Here is an 18,471-nt window from a genome sequence, read left to right as displayed (position 1 = left end):
GCGCCCGTCGACTCATACTGGTGGCTATACCATTTCGAAATGATCTGGCACGCCGTCGTGCCAGATATCGTTACGAACGTATAGCCACCAGTATCACTCCCACTTGGCTGCCGGGTTCGTCACCGCACCGTTCGCCGCGGAGCCGAAGTCGCGGTGGTACTTCGCGAGGAACCCGCCCTCGTAGTTCGGCTCGGGCTCGTCGCGCGCCTCGAGTCGGCGTTCGATCTCGTCGTCGCTGAGATCGACCGACAGCTCGAGGTCGTCGATGTCGATCGTGATCAGGTCGCCGTCCTCGAGTGCGGCGATCGGGCCGCCGACGTACGCCTCCGGCGCGACGTGTCCGATCGAGAACCCGCGAGTCGCCCCCGAGAAGCGTCCGTCGGTCAGCAGCGCCACGTCCTCGGCGTGGCCCTGGCCGGCGACCGCCGAGGTGACCCCGAGCATCTCCCGCATGCCGGGCCCGCCGCGTGGCCCCTCGTTGCGGATGACAATCGCGTCGCCGGCCTCGACGTGGCCTTCCTGGACGTACTCCATCGCCTCGGACTCCTCCTCGAAGACCCTGACCGGCCCTTCGTGGTGCAGGTGATCGGAGCCGGTGATCTTGATGACCGCGCCGTCCGGCGCGAGGTTACCCGAGAGGATCCGGATGGCGCCCCGCTCGTGGAACGGGTCCTCGACCGGCCGGAGGTAGTCGACGTCGAGTTCCCCGATCGTCGGCAGTTCCATCGCGTCCAGTTCCTCGCCGATGGTGTTGCCCGTGACCGTCCGGGCATCGCCGTCGATCAGGTCGGCGTCGCGCAGGGCCTGCAGCACGACCGGGACGCCGCCGACCTCGTAGAGGTCGTTCATGACCCGTTCGCCGCCGGGCTGGAAGTCGGCGATCTTGGGCGTGCGTGCGCTGATCCGGTTGAAGTCCTCGATGTCGAGGTCGACGCCCGCCTCGGCGGCCATCGCCAGCAGATGCAACACGGCGTTGGTCGAGCCGCCGACGGCGACCTGCAGCGCGATCGCGTTCTCGAAGCTCGCCTCGGTGAGGAAATCCGAGGGTCGACGTTGCTGTTCGACGACCTCGACGGCGAGTTCGCCGCTCTCGCGGGCGACCGTGTAGCGCGACCACTCCTCGGCCGGCGGCGCGGCGCTGCCCAGCGGCGCGAACCCGAGCGCCTCCGAAACCGAGGCCATCGTGTTGGCCGTGAACATCCCGCCACAGGAGCCGGCTCCGGGACAGGCGTGGCGTTCCATCTCGTCGAGTTCGTCCTCGGACATCTCGCCTTGCGCGACCGCCCCGACGCCCTCGAAGACGTTCTGGATCGTCACCTCGCGGCCGTCGTGCTCGCCGGGCATGATCGACCCGCCGTAGAGGAACACTGAAGGGAGATCGGTCCGGATCGAGGCCATCATCATCCCCGGCATGTTCTTGTCACAACCGCCGATCGTCACCAGCCCGTCCATTCGCTCGGCGAAACTCACCAGTTCGACCGAGTCGGCGATCATCTCTCTGGATATCAGCGACGCCTTCATCCCCTCGGTCCCCATCGAGATCGCATCGGAGACGGTGATCGTCCCGAACTCGATGGGCATGCCGCCGGATTCGTCGATGCCCTCGTAGGCCGACTCGGCGACTTCATCGAGGTGGACGTTACAGGGTGTGATGTCCGCCGCCGGGTTGGCGATCCCGACCATCGGCGAGGAGAGGTCCTGATCGTCATACCCCATCGCTCGGAACATCGCCCGGTGCGGGGCGCGTTCCGTGCCTTCCGTGACCTCGGAGCTTCGCAGTTCCGGGTCCTTGTCTAGTTCGTCCATACACGTGTGTGCACGCCGGCGGTCTTAAACTCGCGGCCCGTGGCAACGCTATCGTGCGACGTACACGCCGACCCGGAAAACACCAGTGGCGGTTCCACGTATGACGCTAGCTCGAGACAGGGTTCGGTCGTGCCGGCACCGCCATCGAGCGGCGACGACGACTCACTCGTCCGATCACTCGTAAATCTCGTTGCAGCGTCCGGCGAGCTCGATGTCTTTCTCGGTGATCCCGCCCGCGTCGTGAGTCGTCAGCCGCACCTCGACCTCGCCCCACGTGATCGTGATCTCGGGGTGGTGCCAGGCCTCCTCGGCGAGGCCGCCCACCGCGGACGCGAACCCCACGCCCGGGAGATACGAGTCGAACTCGAAGGCCCTGGTGATCTCCTCGCCGTCCCGTTCCCATCCGTTCGGTAGCTGACGGTCGATCTCGTCGTCCGAGAGCAGGTCGCTCATACCTGTCTCGTCGGTGGCCAGCCGAAAATAGGTTCGGCTGGCGGCAGGTCGCGCCGTCGTGGTCCCCGTCCGTGCTGGAGTGGCTAGCCCCGTGCCGGTGAACCGAGCGACGGAACACTTTTCTCGCCGGGCGTCGCGGATATCGGCGTGACTCGTTTCCCTACAGGAGCACATTCATGACTGATCACTCTCACACCGACACGCACCATCCCGGGCCGCCGCGGTTCGTCCAGGTCGGCGAGCGGATCGTCGACCCGATCTACGTCGATATGGCTCACGGCTACGACCGGGACAACCTCGCACCGACGGTCGCGGGGACGCCCGAGCGCGACCCCGACCCGTCCGATCGAAGCGACTTCACGTGGCGGCTGCTCGAGACGCCCGACGGGAGCGACGCCGGCCTTGAGTACGCGCCGACACCGTACGACGACCGGACCCAGTACGACGAAGGACTGCACAACACCGTCGAGTTCCAGCCCGATACGCCGGGCGTCTACCGCCTCGAACTCGACGCCCCTGACGGGACCCACGAGCTGACGATCGAGGCGTTTCCGACGCCAGACCTCGACGACGAAATCGAAGTCTTCGACATCGAAGGCGCGGTCGGCGGCGTCGAGGAAGCCGATATCGGCGGTCCGCCCCACCTCGAACTCGTCGGCGAGTTCGACGCCGAGGCCGGGGCGTTCGTCGTCGAGTCGAACCCGCAACTCGCCGCCGACGCCTTCACCGTCGAGGACGATCTGGCGGTCTCGTTTCGGCCCCACGACGCCGCCGCCCTCTCGGCCGAGGACGTCACCGTCGAGGGGACGACCGCTCGGATCCCGGTCGAGGCCGTCGACGAACCGACCAGCCTGTTCGCGGCCCCCTTCGATGGGGTTCGGGTGGGCGCGACCGACGAGATCGTCCTCGAGCCCGACGGTGGGATCGAGTACCCCAACCGGCCCCCGGAGTGGCTCGACGACGCCGTGATGTACGAGATCTTCCCGCGGTCGTTCGCGGGCGAGTCCGGTGAGGCCGACTTCGCGTTCCTCACCGAGAAGGTTGACTACCTCGCGGACCTGGGCGTCGACGTGGTCTGGCTGACACCGATCGTCCCGGCCTGGAGCCCGGAGATCGACACGCCGCCCGGCGGCCCCCACGGCTACAGCACGGCCGACTACTTCGACGTCGCCGACGACCTCGGCACGCTGGCGGACTTCGAGGCGTTCGTCGACGCCTGCCACGAGGCGGACATCCGGGTGTGTTTCGACCTCGTGGTCAACCACTGCGGGTGGACCAACGACCACTGGCAGGACACGATCGCCGAGCTCGGCGACCAGCCCGAGGACCCCTACGCGTTCCCCGACGTCGAGGCCTGGGACACCGACTCGCCGTACTTCGACTGGTTCGACCGCCAGACCACCCCCTCCGAGGAGGACGCCGCGCCGGCCCAGACGAGTTTCTTCAACGTCCGCCTGCAGCCCAACCTCAACTACGGCAACGTGGCGCTGCGTGAGCACATCCTGGCCGCGGTGGACTTCTGGTCTGAGTACGTCGACGCCTTCCGGTGTGACATCGCCTGGGGCGTCCCCCACTCCTTCTGGAAGGAGGCCCGCCGGCTCACCCGACAGAAGGACGCCGAGTTCATGTGGCTCGACGAGTCGATCCCCTATCTCACCTCGATGGACGAGTCGGAGTTCGACCTGCACTTCGACACGACCGAGTTCATGTTCACCGCCCACGCGGTCGCCCGCGGCGAGCGCCCGCCCAGCGACCTGCTTGACGCGATCGACGCCCGGACGGAGCACGGCTTCCCCACATACAGTCGCATCCTCAACACGACCGAGAACCACGACGAACCGCGCATCTACTGGGAAGCCAAGGCCGAGGGCCACCGCGAGGACCCCGCCCAGGCCGAGCGCGCCGCGCTGGCGGCCGCGTTCACGCTGCCCGGCGTGCCCTTCCTCTACTACGGGCAGGAACGGCTCATCGCCGAGTATGGCACCCGCCGGGAGAGCTCCTTCGCGGACCGGGACGACCGCTTCGACGACATCGAGAAAGACCCCTACAAGCGGGCGTTCATGAACTGGGAGGAGTACGACGAGGCGCACTTCGCGTTCGTCGACGCGCTGATCGACTGCTATCACGACTCGCCCGTCTTCGGCCCGACCGCCGACCTCGTGCGTGAGGCCCACCGGACCGACGCTACCGACGACGTGCTCGTGTTCGGCCGCGACGCCGGCGACGAGAAACGCGTGGTCGTCGTCAACTTCGCACCCGAACCGCGGCGGGTCCAGCTCCGCCCGACTGTCGAGACTCGCGACCTGTTCTCCGGCGAGGATCTGGCTGTCGGTTCCTCTGCCGACGCCGTCACTGTTGAGGTCGAGACACTTGCGATCTTCGAGACTGACTCGCTGTTCGGACAGGGGAACTGATTTGTGACTTCCTCCGAAGTTCACCGACCTTGTAGCCCTGCTCTTTGAGCTGTCCGAGGCGTTTGATATTCTTCGCAATCCGCATGACGGTAGGCTGAAGCACTTTCGAGTACACGTCGGTAAGTGCGTCCCACCAGTCTTTGAGGTCGGGAATTTCGTCACGGATTGTGCGGACACGCTGTTTGACAGTACCCTCGTCTTCGGGAATCTGGTTGAAGCGGTACAGGGCGTGGTTGTAAAGCTGTCTACAGGTATCGCGGTGGTAATCCAGCGTCTCACGCTGGGCTTTGGTCGGCGTGAGGCGATACCTGTAGTTGTAATTCATGGGCTATAAGTCGCGTTCTTCGATACGTTCATCCAGTTGTTCTTGGATGAACGAGGAGAGGTTCAGGTGATTCTCCTGAATCCATTCTTCTTGGTCTTTTCGGATGGTGATTGTCTTCCGTTTCACCGTATGTATACTATACGATTGATACTTAATATATGCTTGCATTACGTAGACCTGTGAGCTTGCAACAACCACGGTGTCTGAAAAACGAAGACGGCGCTGTATTCCCTCCCTGCTGCGCTGCTTGTCCGCTCGCGCGGACCGCGGTGTCGTCCGAAAATCGGAGATTCTCGAACGACTCCTTGAGGGAGAGGGCTTAGCGCCTGCATTCAGCTAATTTCGGTCTGGATTGTCGGGGTTCTTCGACCACAGAACCGGACAGAGGTCAGGAAACGATGACGTCGAGATCGACGAGTTGGTAGATCGGGGGTTTGTCGAAGTCGTTGCTGTTGTGAGTGACGAACGTCGCGCCGGCTTCGCGGGCGGTGGCAAGGTTCAGGAGGTCGAGTTTGTCGAGTGCAACATCCTGTGAAAGGAGCCGATCGTTGAGTCGCCACGCTTCAACTGCGACATCGTCTGTGAATGGAAGGATCTCGTCGAAGACTCTGAGAAGCCGCTGCTGGGTCTGAGAAACGACATCCAACCGCTCGTAGTGCTGGAAGAACTCGAAGCCGACCAACGACGGGATCGCCCAGGCGTCGTTGCTGTACTGGCTCAGATGCGATTTCACCACCGGATCGTCTTCGCGGAGCAATTTCACCGCAACGTCGCTGTCGAGCACGATCACTGTTCAGACCGCTCCGTTCGATCTTCGAGAGACTCGTTTAGCTCCTCGTGTGTTTGGATGACGGATTCGGACAGCCCCTCGTCTTCTGGCCGATCGAAACTGCCAGCGATGGCTTCGATATCCTTTTCATCTCGGCTGAGTCGATCGAGCAACTCGTCAAACGTCTCGTCGTCGCGCTTCAGCCGTTCGAGCCGATCTTTGACGTCGTCGGAAACTCGGATGGTTGTGGTCATACGTATACGTTGTATATTGGTCCCTGTAGTTGTTTCGCCGACTCACTCGAACAGGTCGACGTCGTCTTCCAGTGCGCATATGCTGAAGACGGTAATCCGTTTCAATCCCGTCGTGGGTTTTCTCCCTGCTGCGACCCCGCCGTAGGCGATGGCGAAGGCCCCGAGGCCAGCGTTTCAATCCCGTCGTGGGTTTTCTCCCTGCTGCGACAGTTCGCTCATCTGCACGTCGCCCACCGCGTCGATGTTTCAATCCCGTCGTGGGTTTTCTCCCTGCTGCGACCCGGAGCTTTAGCAGTCGAGCGGTCGGGTGCAGGTTTCAATCCCGTCGTGGGTTTTCTCCCTGCTGCGACTCGTTATATGCGATCTGTGCCGGGAACTCGCCATTCGGTTTCAATCCCGTCGTGGGTTTTCTCCCTGCTGCGACTCTCGAACCGAAATAGCCCAGTTGGAACGCCTCGAAGTTTCAATCCCGTCGTGGGTTTTCTCCCTGCTGCGACGCCCTCGCGGTGCACCAGCAATGACTGACACACTCATGTTTCAATCCCGTCGTGGGTTTTCTCCCTGCTGCGACAAGGCAGTGACGCCAAGACTGAAGACTCTAATCTGCCGTTTCAATCCCGTCGTGGGTTTTCTCCCTGCTGCGACAACCGGGCGGCCTTCAATAGCGTTGTATGCTTGCCGTTTCAATCCCGGTCTGGGTTTTCTCCCTGCTGCGACAACCGCCGAGCGATAATATGTCGCAGAACGCCATCGTTTCAATCCCGGTCTGGGTTTTCTCCCTGCTGCGACGCGTCGCGCCGACTGTCGCACTCGACTACGTGATGACGTTTCAATCCCGGTCTGGGTTTTCTCCCTGCTGCGACCGGCCGCCGACTCCCACATATCGGGGTCGGCAAGGTTTCAATCCCGGTCTGGGTTTTCTCCCTGCTGCGACCCGAACGAGTCGAGCGAGTTCTGTCCCCCCTCGGCGTTTCAATCCCGGTCTGGGTTTTCTCCCTGCTGCGACGAGACCTTCCAGGACACCGCCGACCGACTGGAAGAGTTTCAATCCCGGTCTGGGTTTTCTCCCTGCTGCGACTCCAGATTCGGCCGGCGAGCCCGCTCTTGCCGCTGCGTTTCAATCCCGGTCTGGGTTTTCTCCCTGCTGCGACGTTTACATACTCGATTACCTCCGGCGGATTGTCCGTAGTTTCAATCCCGGTCTGGGTTTTCTCCCTGCTGCGACCGCGGCCAGTTGTCACTTGGCGGACTGGGGAAATCGTTTCAATCCCGGTCTGGGTTTTCTCCCTGCTGCGACCACCCGGACGGCAGTACCGAGACGATCCCCGAAACGTTTCAATCCCGGTCTGGGTTTTCTCCCTGCTGCGACCGGGCGTCTCGACATCGTCAGCGTCGACGCCATCCTGTTTCAATCCCGGTCTGGGTTTTCTCCCTGCTGCGACCTTGCTGTCAGTTTCACTCACACAAGCACGCAAAGCGTTTCAATCCCGGTCTGGGTTTTCTCCCTGCTGCGACGCTAGCGATCATGCGGGCCAGCTTGTAGGCCGATACGTTTCAATCCCGGTCTGGGTTTTCTCCCTGCTGCGACTCCCGGGCGGTCCACTCGGCCGCTAACGGCCAGCGGGTTTCAATCCCGGTCTGGGTTTTCTCCCTGCTGCGACCTCAGACTGTGTGCATGACCCTACAACGCGAGACGGTTTCAATCCCGGTCTGGGTTTTCTCCCTGCTGCGACAATCGTTCTCGGACTTTTACGTGTATGACCGGCGAGTTTCAATCCCGGTCTGGGTTTTCTCCCTGCTGCGACTTGCGAGGGTTGACTTGCCCGTCCCTGGTTTGCCCGTGTTTCAATCCCGGTCTGGGTTTTCTCCCTGCTGCGACAGGCCGTTCTCAAGTACGCGCAGGACTGATTACTAGTTTCAATCCCGGTCTGGGTTTTCTCCCTGCTGCGACCCGCGCCGACATTGTCGAGGGAGAGAACGGCCCGGAGTTTCAATCCCGGTCTGGGTTTTCTCCCTGCTGCGACGACTGCTGCTGTTTTTGCGGCTGATGAGCGGGAGCTGTTTCAATCCCGGTCTGGGTTTTCTCCCTGCTGCGACCGGAGAGGTCGTCGACATCGTCGAGCAGCTCACGAATGTTTCAATCCCGGTCTGGGTTTTCTCCCTGCTGCGACCGGACACACCCCCGCATCCGGGGTGGTTCTCTCATGAGTTTCAATCCCGGTCTGGGTTTTCTCCCTGCTGCGACCGACCCTGATACTTCGGTGGTTCCATGGTAGACCCGTTTCAATCCCGGTCTGGGTTTTCTCCCTGCTGCGACGCGAGCACGCCGCCGACGATCGCCGCCGTCGCCGTGTTTCAATCCCGGTCTGGGTTTTCTCCCTGCTGCGACCGCTGTCAGACATCGTCGACGACGCGGCCGATGCAGGTTTCAATCCCGGTCTGGGTTTTCTCCCTGCTGCGACCGCAGTAGCGCTAACGAATCAGCGACGCCGAAGAAGTTTCAATCCCGGTCTGGGTTTTCTCCCTGCTGCGACCGCCGGGTCGTCATCGCCGAGCTCCGCTGCGAGGGCTGGTTTCAATCCCGGTCTGGGTTTTCTCCCTGCTGCGACCATCGCGTCGTAGATGAGGTCGTCGCGATCCCAGCGTTTCAATCCCGGTCTGGGTTTTCTCCCTGCTGCGACCGTTTGAGTTCGTCGCGGACGTCATCGAGCGCGTCTCTGTTTCAATCCCGGTCTGGGTTTTCTCCCTGCTGCGACGGGCGAGCACGACGAACAGTAACAGACCGATCATGTTTCAATCCCGGTCTGGGTTTTCTCCCTGCTGCGACCATTGAGCGGAGCGTCGGGCGGCCCGTCCCCCTCCCGGTTTCAATCCCGGTCTGGGTTTTCTCCCTGCTGCGACGTGTAAGGTTCATCTTACCACCGACGGGTGGACGATGTTTCAATCCCGGTCTGGGTTTTCTCCCTGCTGCGACCAGCGGGCTGAGTGAGGTTCAGAAGTTCAAGGAGTAGTTTCAATCCCGGTCTGGGTTTTCTCCCTGCTGCGACCATATAGTTGTATATGTGAGACAGACCATGTCCGACGTTTCAATCCCGGTCTGGGTTTTCTCCCTGCTGCGACCCGAGCCCTGCGAGCCGCCGAGAGCGCGAGAGAGTGTTTCAATCCCGGTCTGGGTTTTCTCCCTGCTGCGACGTACGCCACGACCGGCGCGTACCCCGGGCCAAGCTGTTTCAATCCCGGTCTGGGTTTTCTCCCTGCTGCGACCCGGACGTTATTGGCCGGGTCTGCTGGGATGGCGTGTTTCAATCCCGGTCTGGGTTTTCTCCCTGCTGCGACAAGCACTCGCACTCGCACTCGTGCTGGTCGTCTCGAGTTTCAATCCCGGTCTGGGTTTTCTCCCTGCTGCGACGACCGGAGGTGACGATGTGGCTCGACGAGCATCCGGGTTTCAATCCCGGTCTGGGTTTTCTCCCTGCTGCGACGTTTTCCTCGGCGTACATGACTAGCTCAGACATTTGGTTTCAATCCCGGTCTGGGTTTTCTCCCTGCTGCGACCCGAGATTCAGCCAGGTCGCCTCTGCGAACCCCAGGTTTCAATCCCGGTCTGGGTTTTCTCCCTGCTGCGACAGGGGGTCGAAATCCGTCCAGAGGGATCATAAATCTTGCTCTGCTCGTGAATTTCGCGTCCCTGTTCGTCGACCGGGGCTGTACAGAGACTTCAAAAAGGTCCACGAAAATTCTACAGTACGTTCGACTGTTCGTCAGGTGGCTCTGCCCCGATGTCAGAGATATCATCCAGACACGAATCGCACAGTCGGTAGATTCGAATCCTGTCGCCGTCGTCAGGGTTAATGTGAGACTCGAGTTCGTCTTCGAGTTCCACGCGCTCGGTTTTGTTAACCTCCAGCTCGAAGACGCTGTACTGCTTCCAGGCACCGTATCGCTGGAGCGTCCGATAGACTTGCCGGCGGTTCGAATCCGAACTAACGTCGTAGGCGACAGCGAGTCGCATGGTTATCGGTCGAATGTGAGTGCGTGATACGCGTCGAGTTCGTCTGTAATCGCCTTTCGAAGCAGGATCGCTTGCTGACGGATCGCCTTTCGCCGTGTCACTGTGTATTCGAAGTACGGGTGGGTCAACTCCTCTTGCATGAAGTCGTCGAATTTCGACAGATAGGTCTTGAACGCATCGTCGCTCAGATGGTTGTCCGTTGTGAAGTCATCGTGCGTGAACACACCACGATTGATCAGTCGCGTCACGAACGCGTCACAGAAGATCGGTCGAAACTCCTCTTCGAGATCCAGCGCAAGTGACGGTCGGCCGTGGCGGTCCGCGTGCAAAATCCCGAGAAACGGATCGAGATTGTACTGTCGCAATGCACTCATCGCCTCGTTTTTCATGAAGGTATAGGTCAACGACAGTAGTGAGTTGACGTGATCCTCTGGTGGTCGTTTCGTTCGTTTCTCGAAGGTCCAACCCGAGACGAGCGTCTCGTCGAGACAGTCGAAGTATCGTTCGGCGGCTTCGCCTTCGACGCCACGAAGATCGTCCTTGTCCGAGACGCTTTGAGCGCGCTCGCCGAGATCTTTGAGTACATCCGTCCCATGGACTCCCTTTCGTGAGAGGAGTGTCCGCTGGTTGCGAATCTTCGCTGTGATGATTTCCTTTGCTATAGCAAGCTCTTCTGGATATCCCAGGGCGTACTGGGCGCGGCGAATCTCGGCGATGGTGTTCTTTTCCGGGACGAAACTCCCGCGGTACTTGCCGTTCTGGGTGAAGTAGTTGAGGACGATCCCGTGTTCGTTGGCCTCCGCGACGAACGGCGTCGAGAAGTTCACGCCTCCGAAGACGTTGATCGTGTCCAGTTTCTCTTTGGGATAGGTGGCGAGTTCCGGGTCTTCGTCTTCCTCGGCGTCGACATCCCAGACGACGATTCTTCCCTCGTCGGTGCGGACCTGCGTCCCCTGCTTGGTGACGTAGACGACCGACTCGTCGAACATTCCCTCGGTGGCCTTCATATGTGATCCTCCCAGCCCGTGCCTTGGGCGCGTTCGGGCTCAAGTTGGGCTGTTTCGGCAGGCATGCAGTATTCGCGGGTTGAGCACTTTTCGCACTTGTTGGGGTTGTCGACGAGGGATGGAACACTGTCGGGTGACATTGATCGCATGTCTTCGATGGTGTCTTTGACTGCATTTCGGTGGTCTTGTGTAATCGGCACGTGCATTCGTTGATCGGTTTCGTAGAGATAGATCGCACCTTCATGGACGGGTTCGCCGATGTGGTCTTCAAGCAGGAGACAGTAGCCTGCGATCTGAACCTCATCGTTCCAGTGATACTCGCCGCTTCTCGCCCGCTTTCGCTCGACAGGGACCTTACGGCCATCTTCGAGGTCCAACACGTCGATTTTTCCTTTGAGTCCGATCGATTCGGATTCGAGATAGAGTTCGTTTACCCAGTCTCCCCGAGTGGCTTGGTTCTCGTGACGAGTCTTTCCCTCTACCCTTTGATAGTTTCGGCCCTGAGTGTCGAAGAAGTGAAGATACCAGTATCTTCGCGGACAGTACTGAAACTGATTCAGATCGGAGACGTTGACAAGTTCGTCAGTCATACATTCCGTTTATGGGCCGAAATCGATGGAATACCCTCATTTTCGACGTCGATCTCAAACTTCCCACAGCGAACGAGTTCAGGGACGACTGCCTCAGTAATGCGAATCCGTTTGAAGAACAAATGGAGGAGTTCTGCGCTCACATCGGCGGTCGAGTTGAAATCCCCTCGGTCAATTTCGCGGTGAACCCACTGACTGAGTCGCTCCTCGATATCACCGATCGAGGAGCCGTAATCTCGCGGTCGAGATTCGTATCCTGGCAAATGGGCCGTTACTTGCATCGGGTGCTCGCCGCGGACCTTCTTGAGAACGATTACGTCATCTCCTTCGATACCAGCGATATCGTAGTGTCTGAGCGTCGTCAGAAGATCGTAATTTGTCAGCGCGACTCGATCTCCGCGTGGATATTTCACGTCCCCAGAGAGTGATCGACCTCGAAGTCCTCGGAAGACATCGAAGCAGTGGTGGGTGAATGTGAGAAATTTCGCTTCTAAATCGTTGCTCTGAAGAGAGGCCCCGAGACCACCGACATCGTTGAGCGCTTCCTGTACGGACACGATGAAGCCACGCCAGCGATCATATCCATCTACGGCGGCGAAGTCGTCTCTAAGTTCGGGGTTATATCCGTGATTGCGGACGTGAAGTGCGTACGCGGCTCGAAGTGCAACGAGATCGGCTAGGCCATCGAGATCCATCTTCGAGTCGTTCAACGTCGAATAGATCTCGGAAGCAAACTCCGGGAACGACATCTCATCGCTCCAGGAGACCTGACCGAGCCCATACACGTCCACCGAGGCGTTTGCCTCTCGACCAGCACGACCGAACCGCTGGAGGAAATCGCTGGCCGCTGTCGGTCCCCGAGGTGTTTCCATGATCAGGGTCCGAATGTCGTAATCGAGTCCGACTTCGCCCTTGCTCGTGGTGTTGAGGATGGAAAATTCCCGCTCTCTGATATCGAAATCCGGATCGTTCGTGTCGAACCCATTGTCCTTCTCGACACGTTCAAAGAGATCTGGATGGTTCGATTCGATATACGCGTGGAAGTCGTTGCTGTCTTTCACGCTATTGAAGACCACGACTGCTCGGGTTTCCCCTGGTTCGACACCATCGATGGCATCCCGGAGTCGCTCGACGACGGCCTCACGATCATCCATGATCCGGTCAGCTTCACGACGGTCAAGTTGGACCTCATGTCGAAATCGATCGCCCTTGGAGTCATATTCCGAGTCAATTGTTTCGACAGGGAGTTCGAAAACCGACTGAACGAACTCGACGAAGGCTTCGTTTGGCGTGGCCGAGGCAAGCAAGATCTGAGCAGTCGGATTGCGATCCGCGATGATCCGCGTTTGCAGGAGGAGACCACTAGCGGCTAGATCTCCGTAAAAATGGAATTCGTCGTAGACGATCGCGTCGAACCGATCGAAAAACTCCATCGCCTGGCCGCCGGAATACATGTCCTGGACAATGGCTTGGAGGATGTCCGGGTTCGTGACGACTACATCGTGATCGCTCGCGTATTTCGTGACGGCTTGGAGGAGATTTTCCGTGCGTTCGCGGTGGTGACCTTCGAGTGTGTCGCCCGTGAGTACTTTCGTGGCCACGCCTTCGTCTTCGAACCGGCTGGCCTGTTGCTTCAATAATGCGTTCGTCGGATAGACGAGTAGTGTGATGTCATTGGCCTCGATGAGTTCGTGAAAGGTGGCGGTCTTCCCCGCGCCAGTCGGTGCACGAAGGACAGCGACCGGTTCGTTACCCTCGTGAACCCACTCAGCAACGCGGTTCTGAAACGCCCTGGCGTAGTCGAATCCTCGATCCTCAAAACCATATTTTGGCTCTTCGGTCGCCAGATTCGCCCCACGAATTCGCATCAGACCACCTCCGGAACGATCCGGTCGCGAACGAACGACGGATCGACGCTGACGAAGTGCTGGAGTCGTGGATCGTTGCCGCGGTTGAAAGATGCACTCCGTTTCATCGCTTCGGTCAGCAGATCATCCGGAAGACCGTAGACTTCGGAGAGCAGAAACTTGTTGAGAACAATCGTACTGAGGGACCGTTCTTGCGCTCTGAACTCACCGGTCTGTTTGACACCCATCCGGAAGAACGGCCGGTCTGGGAGCGGATCGTCACTCCAGATCGTGAACTCAAAGGTCGACCCTGGCGCGATTCCGACGTAGTTCCGAATGGTTTGCCACGCTGCGCCGGAGGTTTCGAGGATGTTTGGAACGGCCTTCTTGCCGTTGATTCGTTCAGCTACGTCCTTGTCGTTCGTCGTGAAGTGCCGCTCAGATCGGTAGTCCGTGCTTCGAAACGTTCGTTCGTCGGTCTCCACGCTGACCGGCCGCATGTCGGTGACGAAGTACGGCTGTTCGACGAGATGGCTGTAATCGGGACTCGTCGCCTCGTCGCCGCGTTCGGCGTATCGCTTTTCGAGCCCAAAGTACCGGTAGCCGAGCGCGTGCATGAGCGCAGTTGCCGAGAGCGTCGGCTGGGTCCGGATCGACCGCCCTTCCGAACTCGAATAGAAGAGCGGTGCGTACAGCGTTGCCTCGTAGGTCCGTTCAATCATTGTCGACGCCGAAGGTGTCACGAGCAGCTGCGGTCAGCGACTCGAACTCCTCTCGAAGGATTTCGTCGGCGTCGTCAGTTTCCCGTCCGGCAACGGCGACCATGCGATCGAACCACGACGGACTTGGATCGGCTCCGGCGATATCGCCGTACACGTCCCAGTCCGACTGCCGAACCTCACTGACGTATGACCCGATGCTGTCGGTCAGGTCGTCGCCGGGTTCGTGATATTCCATCAGGAGTTCGCCAGTCGAGAGGGAGGTGTCGTGATCTCCGAGGACCACGCCGAGAATTTCGTTCCGGACGTTTCGCCCGGTCCGGGTTTCGCGAGCTCCGTACTTCCCCGTGTTCAGTACGTTGTGCAGAGTGTACAGCAGCATCTCGGACGTCGCTGCCTCGAGCGTAATGAAGTGGACGAGATCGTTCCCAGGCTGGACTTTGACGAAATCGAACAGCGCTTCGGACTGTTCGCCCTTCTCGTCGCGCATCGTCCCGGACTCGTGGACCGCATTGCGAGTTTCCTTGTTCATCAGGTCGTACTCCTCTGTCGTGTAGGTGTATCCCTCGACGACGCGGGATTTGACGGCGAAGTCCTGATCACCGGTCCCCGCAAGCCCGTAGGTCACCGTATCGACGTTAAGCGATTCCTCTAGGTTGGTCGGCTCGTTGTACGCGTAGGCGTCGTCCACAAGGTCGTCATCCAGGCGTCGGAGCAGGTCGAGACCGGTCAGCCGCTCCTTGCTCGTGAACTTCTCTCCATTCACCTGTGCGTGGAGTTTGTCACCGAACTCCTGGGTTTCCGCACGATCGTGGTTGGAGTTTCGGAACAGCGTCGGTTCGAGGATCTCGCGCCGAACGACGAGCGTCACCGAGGGCTTGCGCTTGCGGTAGATGTCGAACGATTCAACGAGGCCTTTGTCGGGGGTTTCGAGTGTCATTGTTAGTCGTACAGCAGTTGGTCGTACGCGTAGTAGTACGAGTTCACCAGTGCGTCTTCCCAGTCGGACAGTTTCTTCAGGTCGTGCAGGTCGTTCTCGACCAGATACGACCGGAGCGCTTCGACGAAGGCCTTCGCGTCTTCGGTTTCGACGTGGCCTGCGTAGTCCTCCCGGTCCGCGGCGGCGTACACCTGGCTCGCAACGTATTCGAGTAACTCCTCGTCGTCCATATCCTGGTGCATGCCGCTGAGGAACGCGTCCAGCGCCTCGCGGAAGACCTTCGTTTTCTTGTACTTGCTGTCGTATTGCTCGCCGAAGAGGTCGATCCCTCGTTCAGCGACCGTTTGCATGTTCATGAATGCCTCCGTGTGATACGTCTCGAAGTACGATCTGATATCTGACAGTCCAGTTGCATTGTCGTGGTTGACGACTGCGTAATTCGCGATGCTGTGGAAGGTGTCTCTGTCGAGGTGAATGTACGGATTCGACATGTTCGCATCCTGCCCGACCATGCTCATGATCTTGAACAGCGCGAGTGCTCGTCGGAGATGCGAGTCGTCTGTCCAATCGACGAAGTCGGGAAGCGGTCCGAACCGTCGCGCTTCGTCGAGTCCCAAGAGTTCTTGTGGTCGGGTGGCCTCCTCGTCAGTGAAAACCTCGTCCGCGCTCTGGAAGCGCGTGAACGGGCGTCCGATGACCACCTTCATCCCAGAGTCCCTGGCCGTCTGCATGATCTGGCGGACAACCGACATCCGGTGATTCTCGTCGATGATGTAGAACGGCTGGATGAAGTACTGCGGACCGATCAAACTCCTCGTGATCTCCGGGTCGTCGATGTCGATCGTATCGCCCTGCACGATGCTCCCCGATCGACGACCCCGGAGTCGAACGTCGCCGAGAAAGTCGTCGAAGTAGAAATATGCCACTTCGAGGTCGTTGTTCGTACTGATGCCACTCCGGTCGCAGATATCGGCGAGGAGTGCGTATTCCAGGTTGCACACCTCACAGATCGACTTGTACTTGGCGTGTGGTTCGACCCGCCGCGAGTACTCCTGAGTCCGGTAGATTGCGCTCAGACCCTTCTGATACTTGGTTTCGGTCTGTTCGCCACAGAGGAAACACATCTCGTCTTTCGTTCCGAGTGTCCGAACGGCGGTTTTACCGAAGAACCGATCAATGGCGGTGCCGATAGCGTCACTTTCCGGTTCGAGTTCCTCATGAAGATCCGGCTCAAGCTCTTCGAGAAGCGTCTGTAAGAACGGCTGAACGTCGTCGAACTCTCGGATCAGGTAGGCGATGAAGTGAATTTTGGCTTTCTGTGCCCCTTGGTTCTCGCGGATTTCGTCATAGGCATCCTGGATCGATTCATCGTCGAATTCCGACCGACCGTCGAGATAGATCGCTTTTGCAAGGACCGGGAAGTACTGATCGAACTCCTCAGGGATGTGTTCGAACCCCTCGACACCCGCCGTTCCATCGTGAAGCAGGTCGCGGAATGCGTCGGCGATGATCTCCTCCTTTTCGGCCACTGGAATGCCGACTTCGGCGAGGATGTCGTAATCGAAGGCGTTCCAATTGAGCTTGCAGGAAAAGTCGAATTCCTCGTTGACCTTGCTCGGAACGATTTCCTCGACCTGAGTCCGTAGCTCCTTGCGATTGATATCGTCCCCGAGGTAAACCACCGTATCGGCCGTACTTCCAATCGGAACACCGAACGCCTCTCTGTCGCCGTCTCCGCTCAGGACTTCCTTGACCGATCCAACGAGGAGGTCGTTCAGGACTGGCTGTTCGAGCGCATCGAACGACAGGTGATGGACGGTTCGCTCGTCGAACTTCTCGACGAGTTTCTCGTACACCGCGTTGACGCCATCTCGCTGTGCGATCGACGCGACTTGATCGCCGATCCTGCAGTACCGCTCCAGACCGCGGAACTCGGTGTCCATCCGTCGGGTTTCTCGGCTATCCTCGCCGATCTCACACCGCTGAACGAGATAGAGGAGATCCTCACGGTATCCCTCACCGAGAAACTCCTCGATTCCGAAGTCGTCCCCTTCGTTGTCGACCTCGTCGTGGTCGCCAAAGTAAACCTCGAAGGCCGCTCCCGTGTTGTCGTCAGCCTCGAACTCGTACGCTTCGCGGACGTACTTGTTCGTGTCGTGGAGGGCCGTCGCGGACGCAAGGACTCGAATCTCCTCCTCGTAGTCTTCGATGTCGTCCCCTGGCGAGAACGCATCGTAGACGAAGGAGTTCACCGCGACGGTGACCGCGTTCAGGACGTGTGCAGCAAGCGACGCGTTTTCTTCCGGTTCGATTTTGGAGTCGTATTCACCCGCACTCGTGAGGACGTTCGAATAGAGGCTACTGTCGACGAGCCAGCGATGGGCGTTTTCAGCCGCTTCTATCGAGTGTTTTGTCTTTTGATTCATGAATCTATTTCGACCTCCACATCTCCGCACCCTCTTGCAACCGCACTCCCGATACCACTGTACTCCCCGAACAGCGCCAGGGCCGTCACCGCATTCTCGACGCTCTCGCTCGCGTCCTTGAACTCGTAGGCGCACGTGCCTGTGAACCCTTGCGAGAAGAGGTTCCGGTTTTCCCCGTCGTCGTTCTTGACGCGATTGACCAGCACGCTGTGGGTGTCGAGACAGTATCCGTCATGCTGTCCCGGATCTGGCTTCTCAATCACGTGCGCTTCGACGTCTTTCCGTGAGAGGTCGAGTTCCAGATCCTCGGGACAGGACTTGTTCCACTTGCCCTGCAGCGAGTTGAACACCGCCCACCTGTGGGGGAACATCGTCGTTACTTCCCCGCTCTCCTCGATACACGTCGGCGTCTCGAACGTGATCTCGATCGTCGGATCGTCGTACTCGCTCGCCTGTTCCAGCAGCTCCTCGGGACTCGCGTTCTCGCTCTCGAAGCGCTCGACAGTGAGCGATCCGTGACTCAATTTGATCGATTCGCCTTCCAGCACGAGCGCGTTCACGAGTGCCTGAAAGACGGCCTCGTCGTCGGGGTGAACGATCCCAAGCGAAAGCTCGTAGGTTTCGCCCGGAAGCAGCGTCTTGTGATGCGGCCGGTCACTCTCGCCGAACCGCCCCTGTAACCCGCTGCAGTGGAGGCTCCCCAACTCAGAGTCGTGGACGCTCGAACCGACATCCTCGTCAGTATCCGACAAGATCGATAGCAGTGCCGAATACACGGAGTATCCGTCAGACTGCGGAACGGGAAACCGTGAGTCGGGCGTCAGCGTCGCGGTCACTCGTCGGACCCTCGGACTGGCTTGGCCGTCCAGCCCGTCGGTAAGTGCCATGGCCCGCCGTTCACACGATAAG

The 18,471-nt window shown here is 59.6% G+C and carries 13 protein-coding genes, 1 pseudogene and 1 CRISPR repeat array; of the genes and pseudogenes, 1 reads left to right on the top strand and 13 read right to left on the bottom strand.

The window, feature by feature from the left end; all coding sequences use genetic code 11:
• Nucleotides 1-93: 93 nt before the first annotated feature.
• Together ilvD and HSR122_RS09895 are read right to left on the bottom strand one after the other, a co-directional pair.
• On the bottom strand, nucleotides 94-1,806 hold the full coding sequence (ilvD, locus tag HSR122_RS09900; RefSeq protein ID WP_229109544.1) for a dihydroxy-acid dehydratase: 1,713 nt from the start codon (nucleotides 1,804-1,806) through the stop codon (nucleotides 94-96).
• 174 nt (nucleotides 1,807-1,980) lie between these two features.
• The gene (locus tag HSR122_RS09895; RefSeq protein WP_229109543.1) at nucleotides 1,981-2,259 is read right to left on the bottom strand and encodes a 4a-hydroxytetrahydrobiopterin dehydratase; all 279 of its coding nucleotides are present in this window, start codon (nucleotides 2,257-2,259) and stop codon (nucleotides 1,981-1,983) included.
• Nucleotides 2,260-2,435: 176 nt separating this feature from the next.
• On the opposite strand from HSR122_RS09895, the gene HSR122_RS09890 reads away from it, so the two are divergent.
• Nucleotides 2,436-4,673, top strand: coding sequence for an alpha-amylase family glycosyl hydrolase (locus HSR122_RS09890; protein WP_229109542.1), 2,238 nt, complete (start codon nucleotides 2,436-2,438; stop codon nucleotides 4,671-4,673).
• A gap of 4 nt (nucleotides 4,674-4,677) precedes the next feature.
• Here HSR122_RS09890 and HSR122_RS09885 read toward each other — a convergent pair.
• From HSR122_RS09885 to cas6, 11 genes and pseudogenes are all read right to left on the bottom strand, one after another.
• Nucleotides 4,678-4,998, bottom strand: a pseudogene (locus HSR122_RS09885) (helix-turn-helix domain-containing protein); the annotation flags it as partial.
• A gap of 388 nt (nucleotides 4,999-5,386) precedes the next feature.
• Nucleotides 5,387-5,788 (bottom strand): type II toxin-antitoxin system VapC family toxin, encoded by a 402-nt coding sequence (locus HSR122_RS09880; protein ID WP_229109540.1) that lies wholly within the window; start codon nucleotides 5,786-5,788, stop codon nucleotides 5,387-5,389.
• Nucleotides 5,785-6,021, bottom strand: a complete 237-nt coding sequence (locus HSR122_RS09875; protein ID WP_229109539.1) for an antitoxin VapB family protein — start codon at nucleotides 6,019-6,021, stop codon at nucleotides 5,785-5,787. Before HSR122_RS09875 ends, HSR122_RS09880 begins: the two co-directional genes overlap by 4 nt.
• A gap of 98 nt (nucleotides 6,022-6,119) precedes the next feature.
• Nucleotides 6,120-9,648: a CRISPR direct-repeat array (repeat unit 37 nt; unit sequence GTTTCAATCCCGGTCTGGGTTTTCTCCCTGCTGCGAC).
• A gap of 112 nt (nucleotides 9,649-9,760) precedes the next feature.
• The gene (gene cas2, locus HSR122_RS09870) at nucleotides 9,761-10,033 is read right to left on the bottom strand and encodes a CRISPR-associated endonuclease Cas2 (protein ID WP_229109538.1); all 273 of its coding nucleotides are present in this window, start codon (nucleotides 10,031-10,033) and stop codon (nucleotides 9,761-9,763) included.
• Nucleotides 10,034-10,035: 2 nt separating this feature from the next.
• Nucleotides 10,036-11,040: a type I-D CRISPR-associated endonuclease Cas1d gene (gene cas1d, locus HSR122_RS09865; protein WP_229109537.1), complete on the bottom strand. Its 1,005-nt coding sequence runs from the start codon at nucleotides 11,038-11,040 to the stop codon at nucleotides 10,036-10,038.
• Nucleotides 11,037-11,630: a CRISPR-associated protein Cas4 gene (cas4, locus tag HSR122_RS09860; protein ID WP_229109536.1), complete on the bottom strand. Its 594-nt coding sequence runs from the start codon at nucleotides 11,628-11,630 to the stop codon at nucleotides 11,037-11,039. The genes cas1d and cas4 overlap by 4 nt, the downstream gene beginning before the upstream one ends.
• A complete protein-coding gene (cas3, locus tag HSR122_RS09855; RefSeq protein WP_229109535.1) occupies nucleotides 11,627-13,498 on the bottom strand; it encodes a type I-D CRISPR-associated helicase Cas3' in 1,872 nt (623 codons plus the stop codon). The genes cas4 and cas3 overlap by 4 nt, the downstream gene beginning before the upstream one ends.
• Nucleotides 13,498-14,199: a hypothetical protein gene (locus tag HSR122_RS09850; protein WP_229109534.1), complete on the bottom strand. Its 702-nt coding sequence runs from the start codon at nucleotides 14,197-14,199 to the stop codon at nucleotides 13,498-13,500. Before HSR122_RS09850 ends, cas3 begins: the two co-directional genes overlap by 1 nt.
• Nucleotides 14,192-15,136, bottom strand: a complete 945-nt coding sequence (gene cas7d, locus HSR122_RS09845; protein WP_229109533.1) for a type I-D CRISPR-associated protein Cas7/Csc2 — start codon at nucleotides 15,134-15,136, stop codon at nucleotides 14,192-14,194. Before cas7d ends, HSR122_RS09850 begins: the two co-directional genes overlap by 8 nt.
• 2 nt (nucleotides 15,137-15,138) lie before the next feature.
• On the bottom strand, nucleotides 15,139-17,562 hold the full coding sequence (locus HSR122_RS09840) for a hypothetical protein (protein WP_229109532.1): 2,424 nt from the start codon (nucleotides 17,560-17,562) through the stop codon (nucleotides 15,139-15,141).
• A complete protein-coding gene (gene cas6 / locus HSR122_RS09835) occupies nucleotides 17,559-18,449 on the bottom strand; it encodes a CRISPR system precrRNA processing endoribonuclease RAMP protein Cas6 (protein WP_229109531.1) in 891 nt (296 codons plus the stop codon). Before cas6 ends, HSR122_RS09840 begins: the two co-directional genes overlap by 4 nt.
• Nucleotides 18,450-18,471: the final 22 nt, after the last annotated feature.

The organism is Halapricum desulfuricans (genome assembly GCF_017094525.1).
Lineage (GTDB): Archaea > Halobacteriota > Halobacteria > Halobacteriales > Haloarculaceae > Halapricum > Halapricum desulfuricans.
This window is presented reverse-complemented; position numbering and strand designations above follow the sequence as displayed.

Coding starts and splice junctions, on each gene's coding strand:
- ilvD (WP_229109544.1), bottom strand. CDS start 1,806: ATGGACGAACTAGACAAGGACCCGGAACTGCGAAGCTCCGAGGTCACG.
- HSR122_RS09895 (WP_229109543.1), bottom strand. CDS start 2,259: ATGAGCGACCTGCTCTCGGACGACGAGATCGACCGTCAGCTACCGAAC.
- HSR122_RS09890 (WP_229109542.1), top strand. CDS start 2,436: ATGACTGATCACTCTCACACCGACACGCACCATCCCGGGCCGCCGCGG.
- HSR122_RS09875 (WP_229109539.1), bottom strand. CDS start 6,021: ATGACCACAACCATCCGAGTTTCCGACGACGTCAAAGATCGGCTCGAA.
- cas2 (WP_229109538.1), bottom strand. CDS start 10,033: ATGCGACTCGCTGTCGCCTACGACGTTAGTTCGGATTCGAACCGCCGG.
- cas1d (WP_229109537.1), bottom strand. CDS start 11,040: ATGAAGGCCACCGAGGGAATGTTCGACGAGTCGGTCGTCTACGTCACC.
- cas4 (WP_229109536.1), bottom strand. CDS start 11,630: ATGACTGACGAACTTGTCAACGTCTCCGATCTGAATCAGTTTCAGTAC.
- cas3 (WP_229109535.1), bottom strand. CDS start 13,498: ATGCGAATTCGTGGGGCGAATCTGGCGACCGAAGAGCCAAAATATGGT.
- HSR122_RS09850 (WP_229109534.1), bottom strand. CDS start 14,199: ATGATTGAACGGACCTACGAGGCAACGCTGTACGCACCGCTCTTCTAT.
- cas7d (WP_229109533.1), bottom strand. CDS start 15,136: ATGACACTCGAAACCCCCGACAAAGGCCTCGTTGAATCGTTCGACATC.
- HSR122_RS09840 (WP_229109532.1), bottom strand. CDS start 17,562: ATGAATCAAAAGACAAAACACTCGATAGAAGCGGCTGAAAACGCCCAT.
- cas6 (WP_229109531.1), bottom strand. CDS start 18,449: ATGGCACTTACCGACGGGCTGGACGGCCAAGCCAGTCCGAGGGTCCGA.